The sequence below is a fragment of the Pseudoalteromonas sp. MSK9-3 genome (assembly GCF_003590335.1).
In the GTDB taxonomy this organism is placed as follows: domain Bacteria; phylum Pseudomonadota; class Gammaproteobacteria; order Enterobacterales; family Alteromonadaceae; genus Pseudoalteromonas.
This window is the reverse complement of sequence record NZ_MIET01000042.1, coordinates 178898-196804: the sequence shown is the minus strand read 5'-3', so window position 1 is coordinate 196804 and position 17907 is coordinate 178898. Positions and strand designations below refer to the sequence as shown.

Sequence of the window (17907 nt, the reverse complement as noted above, 5' to 3'; positions counted from 1 at the left end):
CCGTATTAACAGGCACTTATATATTGTGTTGACGATTATTTATTTTTACCTTCAGCGAACAATGAATCGAGCTTTTGTTCGTACACGTGATAGCCAAGATAATCATATAAATCCATACGAGTTTGCATGGTGTCGATGACAGCTTTTTGATCGCCATCCGATAAAATTGCCTGATAGACGTTCTCAGCTGCTTTATTCATTGCTCTAAAAGCACTCAGAGGGTAAAGCACCATATCCACGCCCCATTGACCTAGCGCTTCTTTGTTCCAAAGTTCGGTTTGTCCAAACTCGGTGATATTCGCTAAAATAGGCACATCTAATGCTTCGCTAAAAGCACGATAATGGGCTTCTGTTTTAACCGCTTCTGCAAAAATACCGTCTGCACCCGCTGCAACATACGCTTTTGCTCTATCGATTGCCGCCTCTAAGCCTTCTTGCGCGAACGAATCTGTACGCGCCATAATAAAGAAATCAGGGTCTGTTCTCGCGTCTACTGCTGCTGTAATTCTATCGACCATTTCTTCAGTTGAAACAATCTCTTTATTCGGGCGATGCCCACAGCGCTTTTGCGCTACTTGATCTTCCATATGGACTGCTGCTGCGCCGGCTTTTTCCATATCTTTAATGGTTTTAGCAATGTTGAATGCACCACCCCAGCCAGTGTCAATATCAACCATTAAGGGTAAATCACACGCCGCTGTGATGCGTTGCACGTCAACAATCACATCATTTAATGATGTCATACCTAAATCAGGTAAACCATAGGAGGCATTCGCAACACCACCGCCTGATAAGTAAATTGCTTGATGGCCAATTTGCTTTGCCATAATCGCACTGTAGGCATTAATAGTACCGACAATTTGTAGTGGCTGGTTGGCCAACAGTGCGTCTCTAAACGTTTTTCCTGGGCTTTTAAATCCTGTGTTCATGATGTTCTCTCTTAGCTTATTCTTACGATTGAAGTTTTGCTTTTATATTATTTTTTGAATACATAATGTGACGGCGCATTAGCATTTCTGCCAATTCAGAGTCTCGAAGACTGATCGCCTGAACAATGTTTTTATGTTCATCAAATGCGCTCGTAACCCTCGGACCAGCCATCCCCAACTGAACCCGATACATTCGCACCAGATGGTATAAACCATTCACTAGCATGGAAATTAAATAGGCGTTCTTACTGCCTTGAATAATACGGTAATGAAAGTCTAAATCGCCCGCTTCTTGATAATACAACTCCGCTGTTTTGACCTCTTCTGATTGGCTATTTAACAGCGTGTTTAAATCAGCGATCTCATCCTCTGACATATTCTGTGCAGCCAGCCTGGCAGCCATCCCTTCAAGCGATTCTCGTACTTGATATAACTCAATTAATCCTTCAGGCGTTAAAGACACTACTCGTGCACCCACATTCGCCTTACGCTCAACAAGGTGGCACGCTTCAAGTCGATTTATTGCTTCGCGGACGACAGCCCGACTCACAGCATACCTTGTCGACAATTCAGTTTCGCTCAGTTTAGAGCCAGATAAAATGACCCCATCAACAATTTCCTTTCTCAACTTGAAAAAAGCCTTATCAGATGCTGTTATTGCTTGCTCTTCAAACATAGCCATTGCTGTATATTCAAACTTATTCACACTATTTATAGTCTGGTAATATAGAGGTAGTTAACGTTAACGTCAACACAACAAAAAGCATATTGTCGACAAAATAACGAATAACCTCTATAAACGCGGTGAATATAGGTAAATTCGCGACCCCTGTGATGTTTGCTACACTTCTTATAGAGCCTAAGGTACGACTGACAACTGACGAGGAAAAGGAAATGACCAAACATCTCACCCTCGCAGTAATACTGCTACTATGCACATTACAAAGCGCCAAAGCGCAATTACGTGTAGTAACGGAATTATCCCCCCCTAATCAAATGCTAGAGAATAATCAAGTAACGGGAACCAGCACTGAGGTCGTGAAGCAAATTCTTAAATACGCGCAGTTAGATGCACAATTTTTAATGTATCCATGGGCAAGGGCTTATCAACAAGCACAAAAACACCCAAATATACTTATATATAGCATGGTTAGAACGGCCGAAAGAGAGAAGCTTTTTCATTGGATAGGCCCTGTTGCATTATTTAAACTTGGCTTTGTCACAACCAAAGAACGACCTGATATAAAAATCACCCACCTGTCTCATGCCATTCCCTATCGGCTGGCTCTACAACGCGGCGATATATCAGAAGACATATTGAAATCCCGTGGATTTGACTATATTTTAACAGCCGACATTGTAAAGTCGTACCAACTGCTTATCGCCAAAAAAGTCGATATCATCCTTGATGATGCACGCTACCTCACACCACTGGCCAACTCTTTTGGCTTGGCAGATGACAGCTTTCGCTTTGTGTATGAAGTTCCTGAATTAACGCTCAATGGGTATTTAGCAGCGAGCTTAGCAACACCTCATGAAGTGGTGGAAGAATTACGTAAAGGGCATGAAAAAGTCAAAAAATCGGCTGCTTATAAAAACGTCATGGCTCATTAGCAATGAGCCATGCTTAATCCATTATTAAAGACTGCTATCTATTGTAGGGTATAGATCATTTAATCGATGTTTGACTCAATGAATGGCTCACGGCATTCTGATTTGCCAGTAATATGGCCCAAATCAAGTGCAGCAATAATATAGCCGTATTGTTTATCAGTGAGCGCACCTGTCACATGGAACTCTTTAGCGAGCTCATGTGTCCAAATGCACCCTCTCGGCGATGCAGGTAACGTGCGATTAATACTTAATAAAGATATATCCTTCACCTTATATCCTTGTTCAGTGGCTTTTTCAGCACAATAACTCAGTACATATTCAACCGCATATTTATCCACGCTTGGTTGCCAAGTATACTCAGTATTACATGCTATTTTGGTTGTGCCTTCTGGTGTCACGTATTCCAGCTGACCTGTTGTACACCCAACGAGCATTAACAGCAGCACACTAAACAATACATCACGCCGATTAACACACATCATTCGCTCCCAAATCAATAGCCAAGGGCCGGTTAATTGTTCGACTTTAATTGGCGCTGATGTGACTGCTGCCAATCATTTGCCATTGCAAACCCTGGAAGCTCCCTAATTACCTGTAGCGTTGATGCCATTAACGCCTCGTCTGACAGGTTAAAGTCGACTTCAAACTTACAAGGCTGATGAACATACCAAGGTGTATCAGTAAATATTTCAAAGCGATTCCCTTCAGGGTCGCGAAAGTATATTGACCAAGTAGAACCATGAGATACAGTTTGCAGGGGTATCTCATCGCTGCACAACAGCGACTCAATAAAGCGTTTTAGATGTGCTAATGAGTCAACTCGAAAAGAAATGTGATCAACAGGGCTGTCTGTCGCGCTGCGAGATGGGTAGGGGCTCAAAACAATTTGATGGTGTTCATTTGGGCTACGAGACAAAAAAACCATACCATTGTCTCCCGAACCACTATCTGTGATCACAAACCCGAGTTTTTCGGTATAGAACGCGGTCATTTCTTTTAAATCTTTGACATACAATTCAACATGACTCAGCAACATATTCGGTAGTTCTTTATTTTTATTTATTTCCATATTTACAGCTCATTTTAGAGTAATTTTACAGCAAAGCATCGCAGCTCTCGCAGCTCTAATTGTACCCATATAATGAAAATATTTAATGGTTAATTTGTAATAAAAGTTGTCACCGCCATGAATTGCCTAGCACAATGTGAACTCGGTTTATCTCAAAACACTTTCTATTCCAAAACCCTTATCCAAACCTGAGGTTAGATAAGTAGCAGCCTTCTATTCATTAACTGCTAACAATCGAGCGTGACTACAACCTACCGTATAAATACCAGGCACAAAAAAAGCAAGCCTCGGCTTGCTTTTTGTCTAAGCTTTAGAGCTTATAGCAAAGTGATATTCTCTGCTTGTGGGCCTTTCTGGCCGTTTGCTAAAGTGAACTCAACACGTTGGCCTTCAGCTAGAGTACGGAATCCGTCACCTTTAATAGCGCTGAAATGAGCAAAAACGTCTGGGCCATTTTCCTGTGCAATGAAACCAAAACCTTTAGACTCGTTGAACCACTTAACTGTGCCAGTTACTGTATTAGACATATCTTTAAATCCTGAAAAAATTATAACTATGCCCATATGGGCGCATAGAGCAAAAACTAGACGGTACTTAAAAACTTCAGGACGGAACGACAAGTTAGACTTATACAACAACGTAATGGAATTTTATAAACACTGACATATTTTTTGTCTATATCCAATACTATAGATATGCACCTTTAAGTCAATAATTTTAACGCATAAGATAGATGAACTTTCCATGACATTTAACGAAAAAACAACTAAAAACAAACAAAAAACATCAAGAAAAGCACAAAATCGTTCATTAATAGAACGCAGCTCTTACTAACATGCTCTCTCTAGTATCATTGTTTTTAGCGCTTTACAAGGTATTAATTAGCCCCAACTTTTGCATCCATCACCGGTATATCCACGACGAAGCTCACAGAAAAAAACCAGTGAGTTATCACTGGTTTTTAAAAACAGTCATCTACTTTATATAACGCTTTGCGCTAAAGCTTACGCAATTTCTCGGTCGCTAGAGATCAACTTATCACATAGCGCTTGCCACTCTGTGCTTTGTGTTTTGCCTTCCACGCGACGGCCAAACAACGTCAACACGGTATTATTTTTATCATCGAAGAATTCGATAGATGACACAATGGTATCGCCGTTATCGGTTGGTTTTCGCACCACAAATGCTCGACTCACATCTTGCGTATTAACATGCAAATTAAATGCGTCATCAAGTACATTAAACCAAGGACCAACTTGTTTAAGATTAAGTACCGGCCCCGAGTAGATTTGTACCGCACCTGCATTGCCCACAAATGCCATAATTTCAATTTTCTTATCTCGTGACTGTGTTAATACAGACTCTAATGCAGTAGCGCTTATTTCTGCACTCCAAGGTTCCCCAGCTAATTCAAGAGCTTGTATTCGTGCTAATTTAAACTCTTTGAGTAAATTAGGGAAATGATGTACATCATTCAAATCAGACCAAGCCTGTGTAAACGCAACAACTTGTTGCTCGCTTGGACTATGCCACTGCTGCCTATCCGCTTCGGTTTCACGCGCATCATGTTGAACAGTAAACTCTAATCCTTCTGTTAATTTAAAGCGTTCGCGTAAATTTAAAAATGCGTTTAAATCAGTATCACTCGTGGTGAAGACTTTGTGAACCGCTTGCCCATAAGCATCAAAAAACTGGATGCTTGAATGTTTCTCGCTTTCTACAATAAAAACACTGCGCCAATTATGTAAGAACAAGCGCATATCAATTCCACCGGGATTAATTGCAATGCCCATCACTCTGTCTTGATGCTCTGAAATATATAACTTATCGTAAACGCCTTTAATTTCATTGACTACAGCACCATTTCGCGTCAATGCCATAATGTAGCCAAGACGCTTCAAGCCTTTCAAAATAGTGGGGATCTGTGCATCATCTAGTCGAGTGACACCTTGACCAATTTGAGCATGTAACAGTTCCGCTTCACTCACCTTTAAGGCACGCGCAGCATCAACGGCACGCATCGTCGGCTGTGCGTTGATAAGTAGTTCATATTCTTTCAATAGTTGAGTCATAAAAGTTCCTTAGAAACGCCAGCTAACTTGAGTCTTTACGTTACGGCCAACACCATAATCACCAATTCCGCCACCAGTGCCAGCGACAACGGTGTATTCTTTATCGAACACATTATCAATAGCCAAACGCAGGTTAACGTCTGTTGTTATGTCCCAGCTTGCATAAATATCCCATATTGTATGGCTCTGATGGTCTTGCACGCTATATTCGCGCGTGCGACGGTTATAACTTTCAACTTCTCTGTCTGAGGTATGTACAACCTTTGCGCCAACCATCACGGTGTTATCTAACAAAGCCATACCAGCATCAAGGCTTAACTTATCAGCAGGTAAATACCACAGTTCTTTGCCTGTATTATCTTCTCCATCAATCGTGCTGTACGTGAGGTTTGAATACATATATTGATTTGCGTATTCCAGTTCCAATTCAAACCCATCACGGTCATTGCTGGCACGGTTTGCATAGCGTGCGTTAGGCATTGGATTTTGCCTTTCGCTGGTCAATGAGGTAATTTCATCATCCACATTAATATCAAAATACATCATACGAACATTTAATGAATCCGTGTCACTGAGCACATTATCAACCGTATAGACAAACCCTAACTCACTGTTATCGCTATACTCTATTTCTAAATCAAGGGCTGGTTGACGACCACCATACTGGTCATAAAGTTCATCTAGTAACGGTGCTCTAAATCCAGACTGCCTATTGGCAAAGACTGCAAACTCAGGAGAAATTTGATAGTTCAGACTGATTGAAGGCGCCCAATCACTGTGCGTTACTTTCGTATTTAACGCACTAAACTGTGAGGCAAACTCAGCCGTTGGAGTCGTTTCATAGTGCTCATAACGCACACCAGCAACAATTGTTAAATCTTGCAGCTTAAATTCATCTTGAATATACAGACCCGTGCGCGCTTGATCACCGCCAGGTTGAGAGGTCATTTCTCCAGTGACAGCCACCGTGCCATATTGCTCGCACGCATATGTTTCATAATTGACTCGTTCACACGGCAAAGCTGTTTTTTCACCGACTCTTTCTTTATCTGTGTATTGCACACCATACGTGACTGTATGCTCACCAAGCTTTGAGGTATTCATCGCATCAAATGTGGTGATGTTGTACTCATAGTTAGATTTAATCCCGATAAAATCTTTAAGCATACCTATGCCATCAGTTTCTGTGACCTGACTACTGGTAAAACCGAGCTTAAGCGTCAAATCAATATATTGATTATCCGATGGCGTTAATTCATAACTTAAATTGGCAACTGTTTGCTCAACTTCACGGTACACCGTTCCCCATGCGCCAGGATCAGTGGTGTTAAACTCCGTTCTTTGGTCATCTTGCGTGGTGTTAAATGTCGCACCTAATAAAGAATCATCCGTTAAAAAATACTCAGCTTTTAGCAATAACGAACTATTTTCAATCCCTGAGTTATCTAGCATTTCTCCATTTGATAGTTCAAAGTCGTCGCTATCACGCTTTACGACAGCGGCCAGTAAATCTAGCTCTTCGATTGGTCGAGCAAAGGCAAATACAGAGCCATTTTTTTGGTCATTATTGCTGTCGAAACCGAGTTTAACCTTTGCGCCTGCCGTTTCGCCGTCACGTAAAAAATCAGCCGCGTCTTTAAGCTCTAACTGCACCACCCCACCTAATGCGCCACCACCATGTAATACCGTACTAGTTCCTCGTTTAATACTCACGGTTCTGTATAGTTCAGGATCGGTAAACAAGCTCCCCATACGATACTTTTCAAACGTTTGTACCATACCATCAACAGTGACTAATACGTCCTCGGCATCGCTAAAACCACGAATATTAAACTTTTGGCCACCACTTCGTGGACCGCCATTGGCACTCACATTGGGGATCATATCAAGCACATTAAAAAGGTTACTTTCCAACTGTTTTTCAATTTGTTCGCTTGAAACCACATTTACAGCCTGTGCCGATTGCAATACCGTTTTCTTTGTTCGCGTCGCTGTCACTGTTACCGCATCTAATGAGGTCGCCATCACTGATTTATTATCAGCGCTTTGTGGATTAGCCTGTGCAAGCAAAGGAAGAGACAATGTGGCAAGACACAAACTAATTTTAGATAAACGCATGGGGTACTCCAGATTATTATTTAATAGCAAAAACAAACCGTACTTTCAGTGCCCCATTTAACTCAGTTCCTTCACCAAAAATAATGGTGTTAACTCCATACTGAAATGTGCGGTTTTAACTTGTGGCGCATAATACAACAAACCAAACACAAATGATAACTATTTTTGTTTGTGTTCAATCAATATATTTGCGATTTGGCGATTTTGTTGGCTCAGATCTGCCAGTAACCTGACCAGTTCTTCACTGGGGGCTTGTTTATCAATGGCGATAAATAGCGGCTTTTCTTTTGCTATGTGTGACACAGCCTGCATTAAGGTTTCACGGGTACTAAAAGGTTGCTCGTCTAGCGCATAACTCACTGTCGTACCATCATACGTAAGGCTCAATACTTGAGGGGATTGCTCTGAAACCACCTCCCCTTGCTCGCCTGAATCGGGTAACGATACTTCCAACACATTCACTTGTACTGCCACACTTAATAACAAAAATACCAATACAATAAATAGAACATCAAGTAAGGCGGTCAGATCAGGTAATAGCGAGTCATTCGTATTATGCGGCAGTTCAAGCATGTTGTACCTGCATATTTGAGACGCGCTCATTTGCAAATAGTGTCAACTCTGTTTGCATATACCCCGCCAGCGCTTGGCATAAACCATGGGAAAAAATACAAGGGATCGCAATCGCTAATCCCACGACCGTAGAATACATTGCCCCCCATAATCCATCAGCTAATAAAGCCGGTGTAACCGCTTGTTGAGAGTGGGCTATTTCCCTAAACATCACCACTAACCCCCATACCGTACCAAATAGCCCCAATAAAGGGCTTAACATACCAATTAAACTGATCAAGGCGAGTCGTTTTCGCCACTGCACCACGCAGCGTTGGATAAAAAGCTGCAATGGTTCGGGGTCCAAAGGCATTTGAGCAAGCAACACTTTGCTGTTTTTTAGCTTAATAAATCCCTCAGATAGCACCCAAACCCTTTCCAAAATCAATGCCAGTGCTAAAGATGATAAGCACAGAAAAGGCCATTTCATCATTCCCAGTTGCGTGATTACTTCATTCATAATTACTTTCCAAATAGAGGTGATTAACTTGTAAGGCTAAACTCAACAGGCACGGTAAACTTCGCGTTAATCGCATGCCCATGTTGCTCAACAGCATAGAACTGCCATTGTTTTACATTATTTAATGCCGCTTTATCCAACGCAGCAAAACCACTGCTTTTCACAATATCGACAGCGACTATGACACCTTGTTTATTGAGCTCAATTGAGACAACTGTGACACCTTGCTGGCCTCGGCGCTTAGCCCGCAATGGATATTTTAGTAATGGTCGAGGTGCTTTGAATAAGGGGGGAGCGCTGACGTGAACCAGCTCATCACTCATGCTATGTTGCTCAGTGACTACGGGGGCACTCGATGACACAGCTTCTGATGTATCTGACGCAAGAGCTGCGACATGTGGTTGTTCAGGGTCTGACAAGTCAGGTTCTATAGGCTTATCATTTTTCTGCGGTATCGGATCTTGTGTTTTTTGAGGCAAAGGCAGAGCCTTTGTTTGCTGAACAACGTGTTTATCAGTTAATACTTCAGCTTTTTTTGATTTTTTTACTGTAATTAACTGCTGCTTTTTCCCATCAAATAACGTCTCGTTAGGCGCTGTAAGTCGCACATTCTGCACCAGAGTGCTTTCTCTTTGTTTCATCGCAACTTGCTGTATTTTAACTTTTAAAGCAACAACATCAGCAACATTGCCACCATTAAAGTGTGGTATTTCTGGCTCCATAGCAAGCCAAAATAAACTGTGGGCCAAAATTGAAATACTTGTACAGGTTAAAATCTTCATATTGATTAGTGATAATGATAACTGTTATTATTCTCATTATTATAATAGCAACTTTGGAATTGTTATGAAAGTTAAACCTTGGTCTAGTCATTTTGTTTTATCTATATCTTTACTATGTGTATTTTTACTCAACCCATCGGCTAACGCGGAATCAAATTATGAGCGAATTGTTGTATCAGGTGGGTCAATCACTGAAATCATTTACGCCTTAGGCGAGCAAAGCCGGATCGTTGGGGTTGATAGCACCAGTGTATTTCCGGTACAAGCCACTGAAAAAGCCCAAGTTGGCTATGTACGTAATATTAATGTAGAAGGCGTATTGTCTTTAAACCCAGACTTATTGTTAGGAGAAGCGGATTCAGGTCCTGATAAAGTAATACAGCAACTCAAGAATATTGGCCTGAGTACACATATATTTTCAGAAAATGATCACTTTTTTGCCATTGAGAAGAAGATTTCTAAAGTTGCTAAGTTACTTAATGTCGAGCAAAAAGGACGAGATTTAAACGCCTATATCCAAACCGATCGCAAAGCATTGGCGCACATTTTATCTCAGGCAACAACAAAGCCAAATGTATTGTTTGTATTAAGCTTAAAAGCAGGTCAACCTTTGGTTGCTGGCAGTGACACATCGGCACACGATGTTATTAAAGCCGCAGGTGGTCATAATGTTGCAAGCGCCCATTTTTCAGGGTGGAAACCCCTTTCAACCGAGGCTGCAATAGCAATTAACCCAGACGTTATTATTACTATGGGTCGTCACGGTAAAAGTCAAAGCCTTGATGTCGCGAAGATACCGCATTTTAAATACTCTAACGCAGTTAAAAATAACAAGGTGCTCACCTTCAATGGTTCCTACTTACTTGGTATGAGCCCAAGAACTCCGCAAGCTGTCACCGAACTTGCTAAAGCCATTCACTCAGGTGTTTCCTACCCTAATCACTATCGTTTGCGGGCGGCACAAACATCAGATAAAAAGGCGTTATAATGCTTGCTCTTAGCCAGTCATTTATCCCTGTTGGATCTGCTAAGCGCATGCTAGTTACCGGTCTGCTTGTAGTGTGTTTCATGATCGGGTTAATTTCCTTAGCAATTGGCGGTGTAGATATCAACTTAAGTCAATTGGTCGATATTTTGAGCTATGGAGAGGCTAATTCACTACAGCATGCTGTCATCTGGGAAATTCGCTTACCGCGGTTGCTGCTTACCATGGCTGTCGGTGCAGGACTCGCGGCAAGTGGGGCTGCAATGCAAGCCATATTTCGAAATCCACTCGCGGACCCCGGGTTAATCGGTATAACCAGCGGCGCAGCATTGGGGGCAATCGCCACCATTGTACTGGGTAATAGCTTACTCAGTACCTTCAGCGAAACTTATGGTATTTACGCTGTGCCAATGGGTGCTTTTTTAGGCTGCTTAGTCATTTGCGCTCTGATTTATAAACTGTCAAGCCAAGGAAACCAATTTACAATTATTAGTTTATTGCTTGCTGGCATTGCTATTAATGCCATCGTAAGTGCATTTATCGGTATATTAACGCTTATTAGTAGTGATGCCGAGTTACGTGATTTAACGTTTTGGGGAATGGGTTCTCTCGCGGGAAATAGCTTTAAAATGATCACCCCTTCGCTTGTGATCATCAGTGTATGTTGCATTTTCTTTTTCAAAATGGCGAAGCCTCTGAATATTTATTTGCTAGGTGAACAGCAAGCCAAGCATCTAGGCGTTAACGTCACCGCTTTAAAAAAGCAAGCTTTCATTTATACCGCACTGTGTATTGGGGCATCAGTTTCACTTACCGGTATGATTGGCTTCGTTGGATTTATTGTACCGCATATCATGCGTTTATTAATGGGCCCAGATCATCGCTACCTAATGCCAGCATCGATACTCGGCGGCGCGATTTTGTTAAGCCTTGCAGACATCCTTGCCCGCACATTAATTCTCCCCTCAGAACTGCCCATCGGGTTGATCACCAGCGCAATCGGCGGGCCGTTCTTTTTAGTTATGTTACTTAAAACATATCAATCACGAGGCTTTTAAAATGTTACAAGCAAAAAACATTTGTGTGAAAGTTGGCAGTAATACATTGCTTAATGACGCGGAGCTCACAGTTGAATGCGGGCAATTACATGTGGTGATTGGGCCAAATGGTGCTGGTAAGTCAACATTGCTAAAAGCACTGTGTGCCGATGTACCACTGCATTCGGGTAACATTACCTACCAGAGCAAATGCATGAATGACTACCAGCCGACAGAACTTGCCCAATGTCGCGCAGTACTTACGCAAAACTATGACTGTGACTTTCCTTTTACAGTACAAGAGATTGTCGATATGTCGCACTTTGTTCATAGTGAACACGTGCCTTATGAGCAATTACTGTCATACTCAAAGCAAGCACTTGATACGTTAAACGTGACAGAGCTGGCCAATAAATCATTTACATTATTGTCTGGAGGAGAAAAACAGCGCGTTCAGTTTGCCCGAGTGCTATGTCAATTATTACCAGCACTGGCACAAAAGAAACCTTGCTATTTACTTATAGATGAACCCACTGCTAGCCTTGATTTATACCATCAATACCAAGTTATGAAGTTAGCACGCGACATTGCAAATCAAGGCGCAGCTGTTATTGCAGTGGTACATGATTTGGCACTAGCAGCAAGCTTTGCCGATGCAATTACCATGCTCGAACAGGGCAAAGTCGTCGCAATGGGTAAACCAGCAGACATACTTAACCGTGCGCAACTACAAAAAACATATCAGATAGATGCGCAGCTATCGCAACAAGCAGAACACTTACCGAGCCTTAATATTGCGCATACTGCGATACAATAATTCAGCCCGCACAACAATTAACCGTAGCGCTTATAACAACAAAAAGCAGCATTATAAAATGCTGCTTTTTAATATAAATATATTAACGTCCACACTGTATTCTCGGGCTAATTAAGTTTGATTATGGAATCACCACCACATACTAAATAACCGGTATCACACGCAAAAGAAGGGGGATCCATTTTTCCGCCCGCGACATGTATAGTTTGCTTTAACGCGATAGAATTATTATCAGACAACGCTTTTAACTGTTTCTTTTTGACTGCTAACTTAAGTTTCATGACTGTCCTTTCGTTTATTTTTTAGTCAAATCAACGTTAGCAAATGACAGCCACTAGTCAATAAAAAAGTTCGATAAAAACCCTAATGCATACGCCTATATCAGCGCTAATCTTGTGCTTACTTTGTCAACAATCTCGGTAGTACAGTCGTTAATAAAGAAATGCCCGCCCTCAAACCAAGTAAACTCACCCGACTCAAAAAAGCTTAACCAATGGCGCGCATGTTCTTCCAAAATTGTATCGTCTTTACCTGCAAACACGCTCACATTGCATGGGAACGTCAGCGGCCGCTCATACTTATACGTATCTGCCAACTTAAAGTCGGCTCTAAGCATGGGTTCAAATAAATCCATGAGTTCATCATGCGCTAATATTTCTTTGGGCGTACCGTTTAACTCCCCCAATGCAACACGAAATTCAGCAGATGGTAGATCATAAATTGATTTTCTCAAGCCACAGTAAGCCGGACTGGCACTGCCTGATGCAAAGAAATGTTTGGCACAGGGCAACCCTCGCTCTAATGCTTGGCGTAACACTTCAAAAGCGACTCGACTGCCTAAACTATGTCCATATAAAACATATTCACCTTGCATGAAAGGATCTAAATGTTGTTGTAACTCGCTCACCAATTTGTTCATATCATCAATGGCAGGTTCACCAAAGTGACGACCTCTTCCTGGTGGTTCTACCATGACCAGTCGAACATCATCAGGGAGTAGTTTTTTCCAACCTGAATAAATATTTATCCCGCCGCCTGCATAAGGAAAACAGATCAGTGTTTTTGTAGCGTTTTCATTATTTACACTCAACCATTTACTCACACCACAACTCCTTCTAAATCTTATACTGGCCTTAAGTAAAAAAGTTACATAACTATTTATAAAGGCCAGTAATGAATTTTCTAGAACATGCAAACAGCATGACTATGCTGCTCGCGTTTAGTTCGCTAACGATTAATTATCAGCACGACCCATGAACTTTTTCTCATCGGTGTTTATTTTGATTCTATCTCCAGTAGAAATGTGCTCTGGTACTTGTACTGTCAGACCTGTAGACAAAGTGGCAGGTTTTGTGCGTGCGCTTGCTGATGCGCCTTTGATTGAAGGGGCTGTATCCTCTATGACAAGCTCAACACTTGACGGTAAATCAATTGAAACTGGGCTACCCTCTACGATTACGGCAAGTAAGCCTTTGGTGTCTTCACTTACAAATAACACCTGCTCTTCAATTGACGATTTGTTTAGGTTATACGGTGTGTAATCTTCCTCATCCATAAATACATATTCATCACCATCAATGTACGAAAACACAACCGGGCGACGAATAAGATCTGCAAGCGTTAACATTTCATCGGCTTTGAATGTCTCGTCAACTTTGCCACCATTTACCACATCGTACATACGCATACGGTATAAACTACCACCTGAACGTCCTTGCGGTACTGAACGTTCAATATCTCTAACAATCATCACACGATTATTGTATTCAACCGCTGCATGTTTTTTTATTTCACTGGCCTTTGGCATGACATATCTCTTTATTTATTTTTGCGAAAAACTATCACGAAGTGATGCGCTAGCCAAGTATCTTAACTAGAAACGTCGACTTTAAAATGAAACCGCAGTTTAAACTACTCCGAACTAAACTTAAATTCAGAACGACACATTAAACCCCGTAGTGCTTAAACATTTGAATTTTTAACAGCTCCACGCGTCTTTATACTAAATACACCATGATATAGGCTTATATCTTATGAATAATTTAAATGTGATTGCTATACAACCATTTGTACCAGCAAAATGTTTTTCGTCATCTATAAAATTCTATCAAGCATTAGGGTTTGAATTAGTCTCTGAGCACTCAGGTATTGCCGCCTTTCGTTATCAATCTTATTCTTTTTTATTACAAGACTTTTATGAACCCAAACATTGTGAAAACTACATGATGCATTTGCACGTCTCTGATCTCAATGCTTGGTACCAGCACTTATTGGCATTAGAGCTGGAGCATAGTTTTAGGTGTAAACTTACCGAAATAATCACACAACCTTGGGGGATGCGTGAGTTCTGTTTATATGATCCGAGTGGCGTATTGTGGCGTGTTGCGCAAAATAACGATGATGTTCAACAGTGTTAAACGCGAGCCAAGCTTTATGACTTAAAAATAGCGTATTTATATGCGTTAGAAAATAAAAACGCTATTTAATACGTGCAATCGTGTTAATTGTTTTTCCTTGTTCAATCAGCTCGGTCGTTGCTTGTGCACTCAGTGCTTGAGAGAAAAAATAACCTTGCAGCTGCTGACAGCCACATGCCGCAAGTACCTTAGCTTGCATGGCATTTTCAACGCCCTCTGCAACACAATTAACGTGAAGACTTTGTGCCATATTAACAATCACAATAGCCAGATCCCCATTGTTTTTACCCCCGCTAATGTCACTGACAAAAGACTGATCGACTTTGATCGTATCAAATGCTAAATGCTTCAAATAATTTAAGCTTGAAAAACCAGTGCCAAAGTCATCAATAGCAATTGCAAAGCCCATTTCTTGCAGCTGTAACAATGTTTTCTGCATTGATTCAATATTTGATACCAACGACGATTCGGTCACTTCTATTTCAATATTTTTTGTAGGCACACCAAATTCGCCGACCAACTCAACAAACTGTTTGGTGAAGTTGGCCTCACTTAATTGCAACACCGATATATTAATACTCATTATTAAACTGGGTTTTACTAATAACCACTTGGCAAACTGTGGTAACGCTTGGTGCAATAACTGCTGACTGAGTTTAGTGATGCTATTGGCATCTTCAGCAATCGAAATAAACTGTGCAGGCATTACCAATTGGTCACTTTGCTGCCACCTTGCTAACATTTCTACTTTTTCCAATTCAAAGCTCAAGGCGTTAACAATAGGCTGGTAATAAGGCAGGAACTCTTCATTTTCAATGCCTTTATTAATAGCACTCTCTATCTCAACCCGTAATTCAGCCTCGTGATCTAACCGTGCGCTATAAAATTGAAAATCGGTTTTTGCCACTTTTTTTGCCCGGTACATGGCCGTATCGGCATGTTTCATCAATGTTTCAGCATTGTCACCATCATCTGGGTATATCGCAATACCCGCACTTAACGACACATCCAATTGAATGCCTTTAAGCTCATACTCACCCGTGGTACTTATAAGTACCTTTTTAATGACTTTTCGCACATGCCGTTTATCTTCTATGGCATCGAGTAATAAGACGAATTCATCACCGCCCATCCGCGACACCGTATCGCAGGCTCGCACACATCCTGCTAATCGTTCAGCTACTTGTTTCAATAACAGATCACCATAATCATGGCCTAATGAATCGTTTATCTTTTTAAATTTATCAAGGTCAATAAATACCAAGGCAAACTGATGTTTGCAACGACGCGCTCGTTTACATGCTTGAATTAACCTATCTTGCAGCAATAAACGATTTGGCAACCCTGTTAAAGCATCGTGATGGGCTAAATGGTTCATTTTACGAGACATCATTCTAGACTCAGTCACATCTTGAAACACCATCACAGATCCCATTATTTGCCCATCTTTACCATATATCGGAGAAATAGAGTCTTGAATTGCAAATGTAAGGCCTAAATGATTTTTAACGCATGTGAGCTCTGGCAAACCCAGCGTTTGGTGGTTTCCCATACAGTAATCAGTGAGATTCTCAATAGGCTGGAGTGTATCCTCATTAAATAAAGGCATGACTTCCTGAAACGGTAAACCAGCCACCTCATTGGTTAACTTCGCTAAAATAGCTTCCGCCACGGGATTCATATAGGTAACATGGCTATTTACATCCGTACAAATTACGCCGTCCCCAATTGAGCTCAAAGTCACTTCTAATAACTCTTTTTCTTTCGATAGCTCTTGTGCCAGTTGTTGCCTTTCTGAAATATCTTGAAAAAAACACAAAGTGTGTGCACCCGACTCATTGGCATTAAACACATCGGCTTGCAATAAGCAGGTTATTTTCTTGTTACTTTTGCTCAAAAGCACCATTTCTTCAATGGTAAACTTTGCCCCACCAGATAACCCCATATGATGGATTAAACTGGCAGAATGCTCAGTCATATAATTAGTGATGGGCTTATTTAGTAGGTGCTCTCGTCGATATCCGAGGCATTTTGTAAACCCATCGCTGATGTGTAAGATACGCCCATGATCATTCAGAGTAACGAGCATAATAGGACTTAACTCAAAGGTATGCTTGTAATTATTATCAACTGCCTGGATTTCAACCAGCGAACGCTTATTTATCAGCTCATACATACAAATAATGAGCGCGTTACAATACCCAGCTATAACAACAAAAAGTATAGACAGTGTTGTTTGCACATCATTTTGTTCTTGCCCTGTGTCTATACTGAGTAAAAAAGCAACGCCTACGGCTAGAATAAAACCAGCCACACTTAAAGACTTAAAACCGCGAAAAACAGCACATAACGCCAAAGAAACAACCGTGAGTACGGCAAAAGCAAACCAAGAAAACAACGCTGAGCACACAGTGAGTAACCCAACCCCCCCTGCCCATAACAGATCATCATAATGATATGTTTTCAGAACGTTTAACTTTCCACCTTGAGTACACAGTAGTACCACAGGTAAGCCCGTGAGTAATGTGATCAATGAGCCTTCAAACCATCCCAGCAGCAAGGTAGTAAAACTTAACGAAGATACCACAGACACCCATTGCGCACCGAGTAAGCCCAGTAATAAAGAGGGGAAGAAAACGAATAACAATAAACACTTTACCAAATAACTTGGCTGCGATAACGTGCGCTCAAAGTTAAAGTGCTGCTTAAAGAAAAATGCAATAAGGTAGGCCTCAAGCACATTTAACACGAGGATCAACAGCGCTTCTAAATTCAACATATCCCATAAAATGAACGCCCCCAGACTCAAAGCCAGCGTCAATATGAGGGTTTTCCACCAGCAAGAATAATTCAAGGTCATTAGACCCATGATTAACCACAGATCAGCGCCCCACAATACCGTCCAAATACGTTGGCTCGGTAAGTAAGAGATAAATAGTATGGCAATGGCTACATAACCTAATGCCCAAAAAAAGTGGCGTTTCATTCAATATGA

19 protein-coding genes are annotated in these 17907 nt (G+C 41.3%); 5 read left to right on the top strand and 14 right to left on the bottom strand.

What is annotated here, in order from left to right; genetic code table 11:
• Nucleotides 1-35: 35 nt before the first annotated feature.
• Nucleotides 36-929 (bottom strand): methylisocitrate lyase, encoded by an 894-nt coding sequence (gene prpB, locus BGP78_RS18625; protein ID WP_119862795.1) that lies wholly within the window; start codon nt 927-929, stop codon nt 36-38.
• Nucleotides 930-951: 22 nt separating this feature from the next.
• The gene (locus BGP78_RS18620) at nt 952-1611 is read right to left on the bottom strand and encodes a GntR family transcriptional regulator (RefSeq protein WP_119862794.1); all 660 of its coding nucleotides are present in this window, start codon (nt 1609-1611) and stop codon (nt 952-954) included.
• 212 nt (nt 1612-1823) lie between these two features.
• On the opposite strand from BGP78_RS18620, the gene BGP78_RS18615 reads away from it, so the two are divergent.
• Nucleotides 1824-2543, top strand: a complete 720-nt coding sequence (locus BGP78_RS18615; RefSeq protein ID WP_119862793.1) for an ABC transporter substrate-binding protein — start codon at nt 1824-1826, stop codon at nt 2541-2543.
• Between the two features lie 59 nt (nt 2544-2602).
• Here BGP78_RS18615 and BGP78_RS18610 read toward each other — a convergent pair whose 3' ends face one another.
• The 8 genes from BGP78_RS18610 to BGP78_RS18575 all read right to left on the bottom strand — a co-directional run bounded on the left by BGP78_RS18610 (nt 2603) and on the right by BGP78_RS18575 (nt 9596).
• Nucleotides 2603-3097, bottom strand: coding sequence for a hypothetical protein (locus BGP78_RS18610; protein ID WP_119862792.1), 495 nt, complete (start codon nt 3095-3097; stop codon nt 2603-2605).
• Complete coding sequence (locus BGP78_RS18605) at nt 3055-3612, bottom strand: VOC family protein (protein WP_119862791.1); 558 nt, start codon at nt 3610-3612, stop codon at nt 3055-3057. Before BGP78_RS18605 ends, BGP78_RS18610 begins: the two co-directional genes overlap by 43 nt.
• 317 nt (nt 3613-3929) lie before the next feature.
• Complete coding sequence (locus BGP78_RS18600; RefSeq protein ID WP_119862803.1) at nt 3930-4139, bottom strand: cold-shock protein; 210 nt, start codon at nt 4137-4139, stop codon at nt 3930-3932.
• Nucleotides 4140-4616: 477 nt separating this feature from the next.
• Nucleotides 4617-5684, bottom strand: a complete 1068-nt coding sequence (locus tag BGP78_RS18595; protein ID WP_119862790.1) for a hemin-degrading factor — start codon at nt 5682-5684, stop codon at nt 4617-4619.
• Nucleotides 5685-5693: 9 nt separating this feature from the next.
• Nucleotides 5694-7802 carry a TonB-dependent receptor domain-containing protein gene (locus BGP78_RS18590; protein WP_119862789.1) on the bottom strand — a complete coding sequence of 703 codons (2109 nt, stop codon included), beginning with the start codon at nt 7800-7802 and terminating at the stop codon, nt 5694-5696.
• Nucleotides 7803-7961: 159 nt separating this feature from the next.
• Nucleotides 7962-8375 (bottom strand): biopolymer transporter ExbD, encoded by a 414-nt coding sequence (locus tag BGP78_RS18585; protein ID WP_119862788.1) that lies wholly within the window; start codon nt 8373-8375, stop codon nt 7962-7964.
• Nucleotides 8368-8874 carry a MotA/TolQ/ExbB proton channel family protein gene (locus BGP78_RS18580; RefSeq protein ID WP_119862787.1) on the bottom strand — a complete coding sequence of 169 codons (507 nt, stop codon included), beginning with the start codon at nt 8872-8874 and terminating at the stop codon, nt 8368-8370. Before BGP78_RS18580 ends, BGP78_RS18585 begins: the two co-directional genes overlap by 8 nt.
• A gap of 23 nt (nt 8875-8897) precedes the next feature.
• Nucleotides 8898-9596 (bottom strand): energy transducer TonB, encoded by a 699-nt coding sequence (locus tag BGP78_RS18575; protein WP_182912331.1) that lies wholly within the window; start codon nt 9594-9596, stop codon nt 8898-8900.
• Between the two features lie 124 nt (nt 9597-9720).
• Between BGP78_RS18575 and BGP78_RS18570 the strand changes: the two genes are divergently transcribed.
• Genes BGP78_RS18570 through BGP78_RS18560 form a run of 3 tightly spaced genes read left to right on the top strand, consistent with a single transcriptional unit; the run spans nt 9721 to nt 12495 of the window.
• Entirely contained in the window at nt 9721-10644 is a 924-nt protein-coding gene (locus tag BGP78_RS18570) for a hemin ABC transporter substrate-binding protein (RefSeq protein WP_119862785.1), read from the top strand.
• Nucleotides 10644-11699, top strand: coding sequence for an iron ABC transporter permease (locus BGP78_RS18565; protein WP_119862784.1), 1056 nt, complete (start codon nt 10644-10646; stop codon nt 11697-11699). Before BGP78_RS18570 ends, BGP78_RS18565 begins: the two co-directional genes overlap by 1 nt.
• 1 nt (nt 11700) lies before the next feature.
• Nucleotides 11701-12495 (top strand): heme ABC transporter ATP-binding protein, encoded by a 795-nt coding sequence (locus tag BGP78_RS18560; RefSeq protein WP_119862783.1) that lies wholly within the window; start codon nt 11701-11703, stop codon nt 12493-12495.
• Between the two features lie 107 nt (nt 12496-12602).
• Here BGP78_RS18560 and BGP78_RS22715 read toward each other — a convergent pair whose 3' ends face one another.
• From BGP78_RS22715 to yeiP, 3 genes are all read right to left on the bottom strand, one after another.
• Nucleotides 12603-12776, bottom strand: a complete 174-nt coding sequence (locus BGP78_RS22715) for a hypothetical protein (protein ID WP_182912330.1) — start codon at nt 12774-12776, stop codon at nt 12603-12605.
• A gap of 95 nt (nt 12777-12871) precedes the next feature.
• The gene (locus BGP78_RS18555; protein ID WP_182912329.1) at nt 12872-13597 is read right to left on the bottom strand and encodes a thioesterase II family protein; all 726 of its coding nucleotides are present in this window, start codon (nt 13595-13597) and stop codon (nt 12872-12874) included.
• Nucleotides 13598-13729: 132 nt separating this feature from the next.
• Complete coding sequence (yeiP, locus tag BGP78_RS18550; protein WP_119862781.1) at nt 13730-14302, bottom strand: elongation factor P-like protein YeiP; 573 nt, start codon at nt 14300-14302, stop codon at nt 13730-13732.
• 226 nt (nt 14303-14528) lie between these two features.
• On the opposite strand from yeiP, the gene BGP78_RS18545 reads away from it, so the two are divergent.
• Nucleotides 14529-14912 carry a VOC family protein gene (locus BGP78_RS18545; protein ID WP_119862780.1) on the top strand — a complete coding sequence of 128 codons (384 nt, stop codon included), beginning with the start codon at nt 14529-14531 and terminating at the stop codon, nt 14910-14912.
• Between the two features lie 61 nt (nt 14913-14973).
• Here BGP78_RS18545 and BGP78_RS18540 read toward each other — a convergent pair whose 3' ends face one another.
• Nucleotides 14974-17898, bottom strand: coding sequence for an EAL domain-containing protein (locus tag BGP78_RS18540; protein WP_119862779.1), 2925 nt, complete (start codon nt 17896-17898; stop codon nt 14974-14976).
• Between the last annotated feature and the right edge of the window lie 9 nt (nt 17899-17907).

Bases quoted from the DNA above. Each gene is read 5' to 3' on its own strand.
- prpB (WP_119862795.1), bottom strand. From the start codon at position 929: ATGAACACAGGATTTAAAAGCCCAGGAAAAACGTTTAGAGACGCACTG.
- BGP78_RS18620 (WP_119862794.1), bottom strand. From the start codon at position 1,611: ATGGCTATGTTTGAAGAGCAAGCAATAACAGCATCTGATAAGGCTTTT.
- BGP78_RS18615 (WP_119862793.1), top strand. From the start codon at position 1,824: ATGACCAAACATCTCACCCTCGCAGTAATACTGCTACTATGCACATTA.
- BGP78_RS18605 (WP_119862791.1), bottom strand. From the start codon at position 3,612: ATGGAAATAAATAAAAATAAAGAACTACCGAATATGTTGCTGAGTCAT.
- BGP78_RS18600 (WP_119862803.1), bottom strand. From the start codon at position 4,139: ATGTCTAATACAGTAACTGGCACAGTTAAGTGGTTCAACGAGTCTAAA.
- BGP78_RS18595 (WP_119862790.1), bottom strand. From the start codon at position 5,684: ATGACTCAACTATTGAAAGAATATGAACTACTTATCAACGCACAGCCG.
- BGP78_RS18590 (WP_119862789.1), bottom strand. From the start codon at position 7,802: ATGCGTTTATCTAAAATTAGTTTGTGTCTTGCCACATTGTCTCTTCCT.
- BGP78_RS18585 (WP_119862788.1), bottom strand. From the start codon at position 8,375: ATGCTTGAACTGCCGCATAATACGAATGACTCGCTATTACCTGATCTG.
- BGP78_RS18580 (WP_119862787.1), bottom strand. From the start codon at position 8,874: ATGAATGAAGTAATCACGCAACTGGGAATGATGAAATGGCCTTTTCTG.
- BGP78_RS18575 (WP_182912331.1), bottom strand. From the start codon at position 9,596: ATGGAGCCAGAAATACCACACTTTAATGGTGGCAATGTTGCTGATGTT.
- BGP78_RS18570 (WP_119862785.1), top strand. From the start codon at position 9,721: ATGAAAGTTAAACCTTGGTCTAGTCATTTTGTTTTATCTATATCTTTA.
- BGP78_RS18565 (WP_119862784.1), top strand. From the start codon at position 10,644: ATGCTTGCTCTTAGCCAGTCATTTATCCCTGTTGGATCTGCTAAGCGC.
- BGP78_RS18560 (WP_119862783.1), top strand. From the start codon at position 11,701: ATGTTACAAGCAAAAAACATTTGTGTGAAAGTTGGCAGTAATACATTG.
- BGP78_RS22715 (WP_182912330.1), bottom strand. From the start codon at position 12,776: ATGAAACTTAAGTTAGCAGTCAAAAAGAAACAGTTAAAAGCGTTGTCT.
- yeiP (WP_119862781.1), bottom strand. From the start codon at position 14,302: ATGCCAAAGGCCAGTGAAATAAAAAAACATGCAGCGGTTGAATACAAT.
- BGP78_RS18545 (WP_119862780.1), top strand. From the start codon at position 14,529: ATGAATAATTTAAATGTGATTGCTATACAACCATTTGTACCAGCAAAA.
- BGP78_RS18540 (WP_119862779.1), bottom strand. From the start codon at position 17,898: ATGAAACGCCACTTTTTTTGGGCATTAGGTTATGTAGCCATTGCCATA.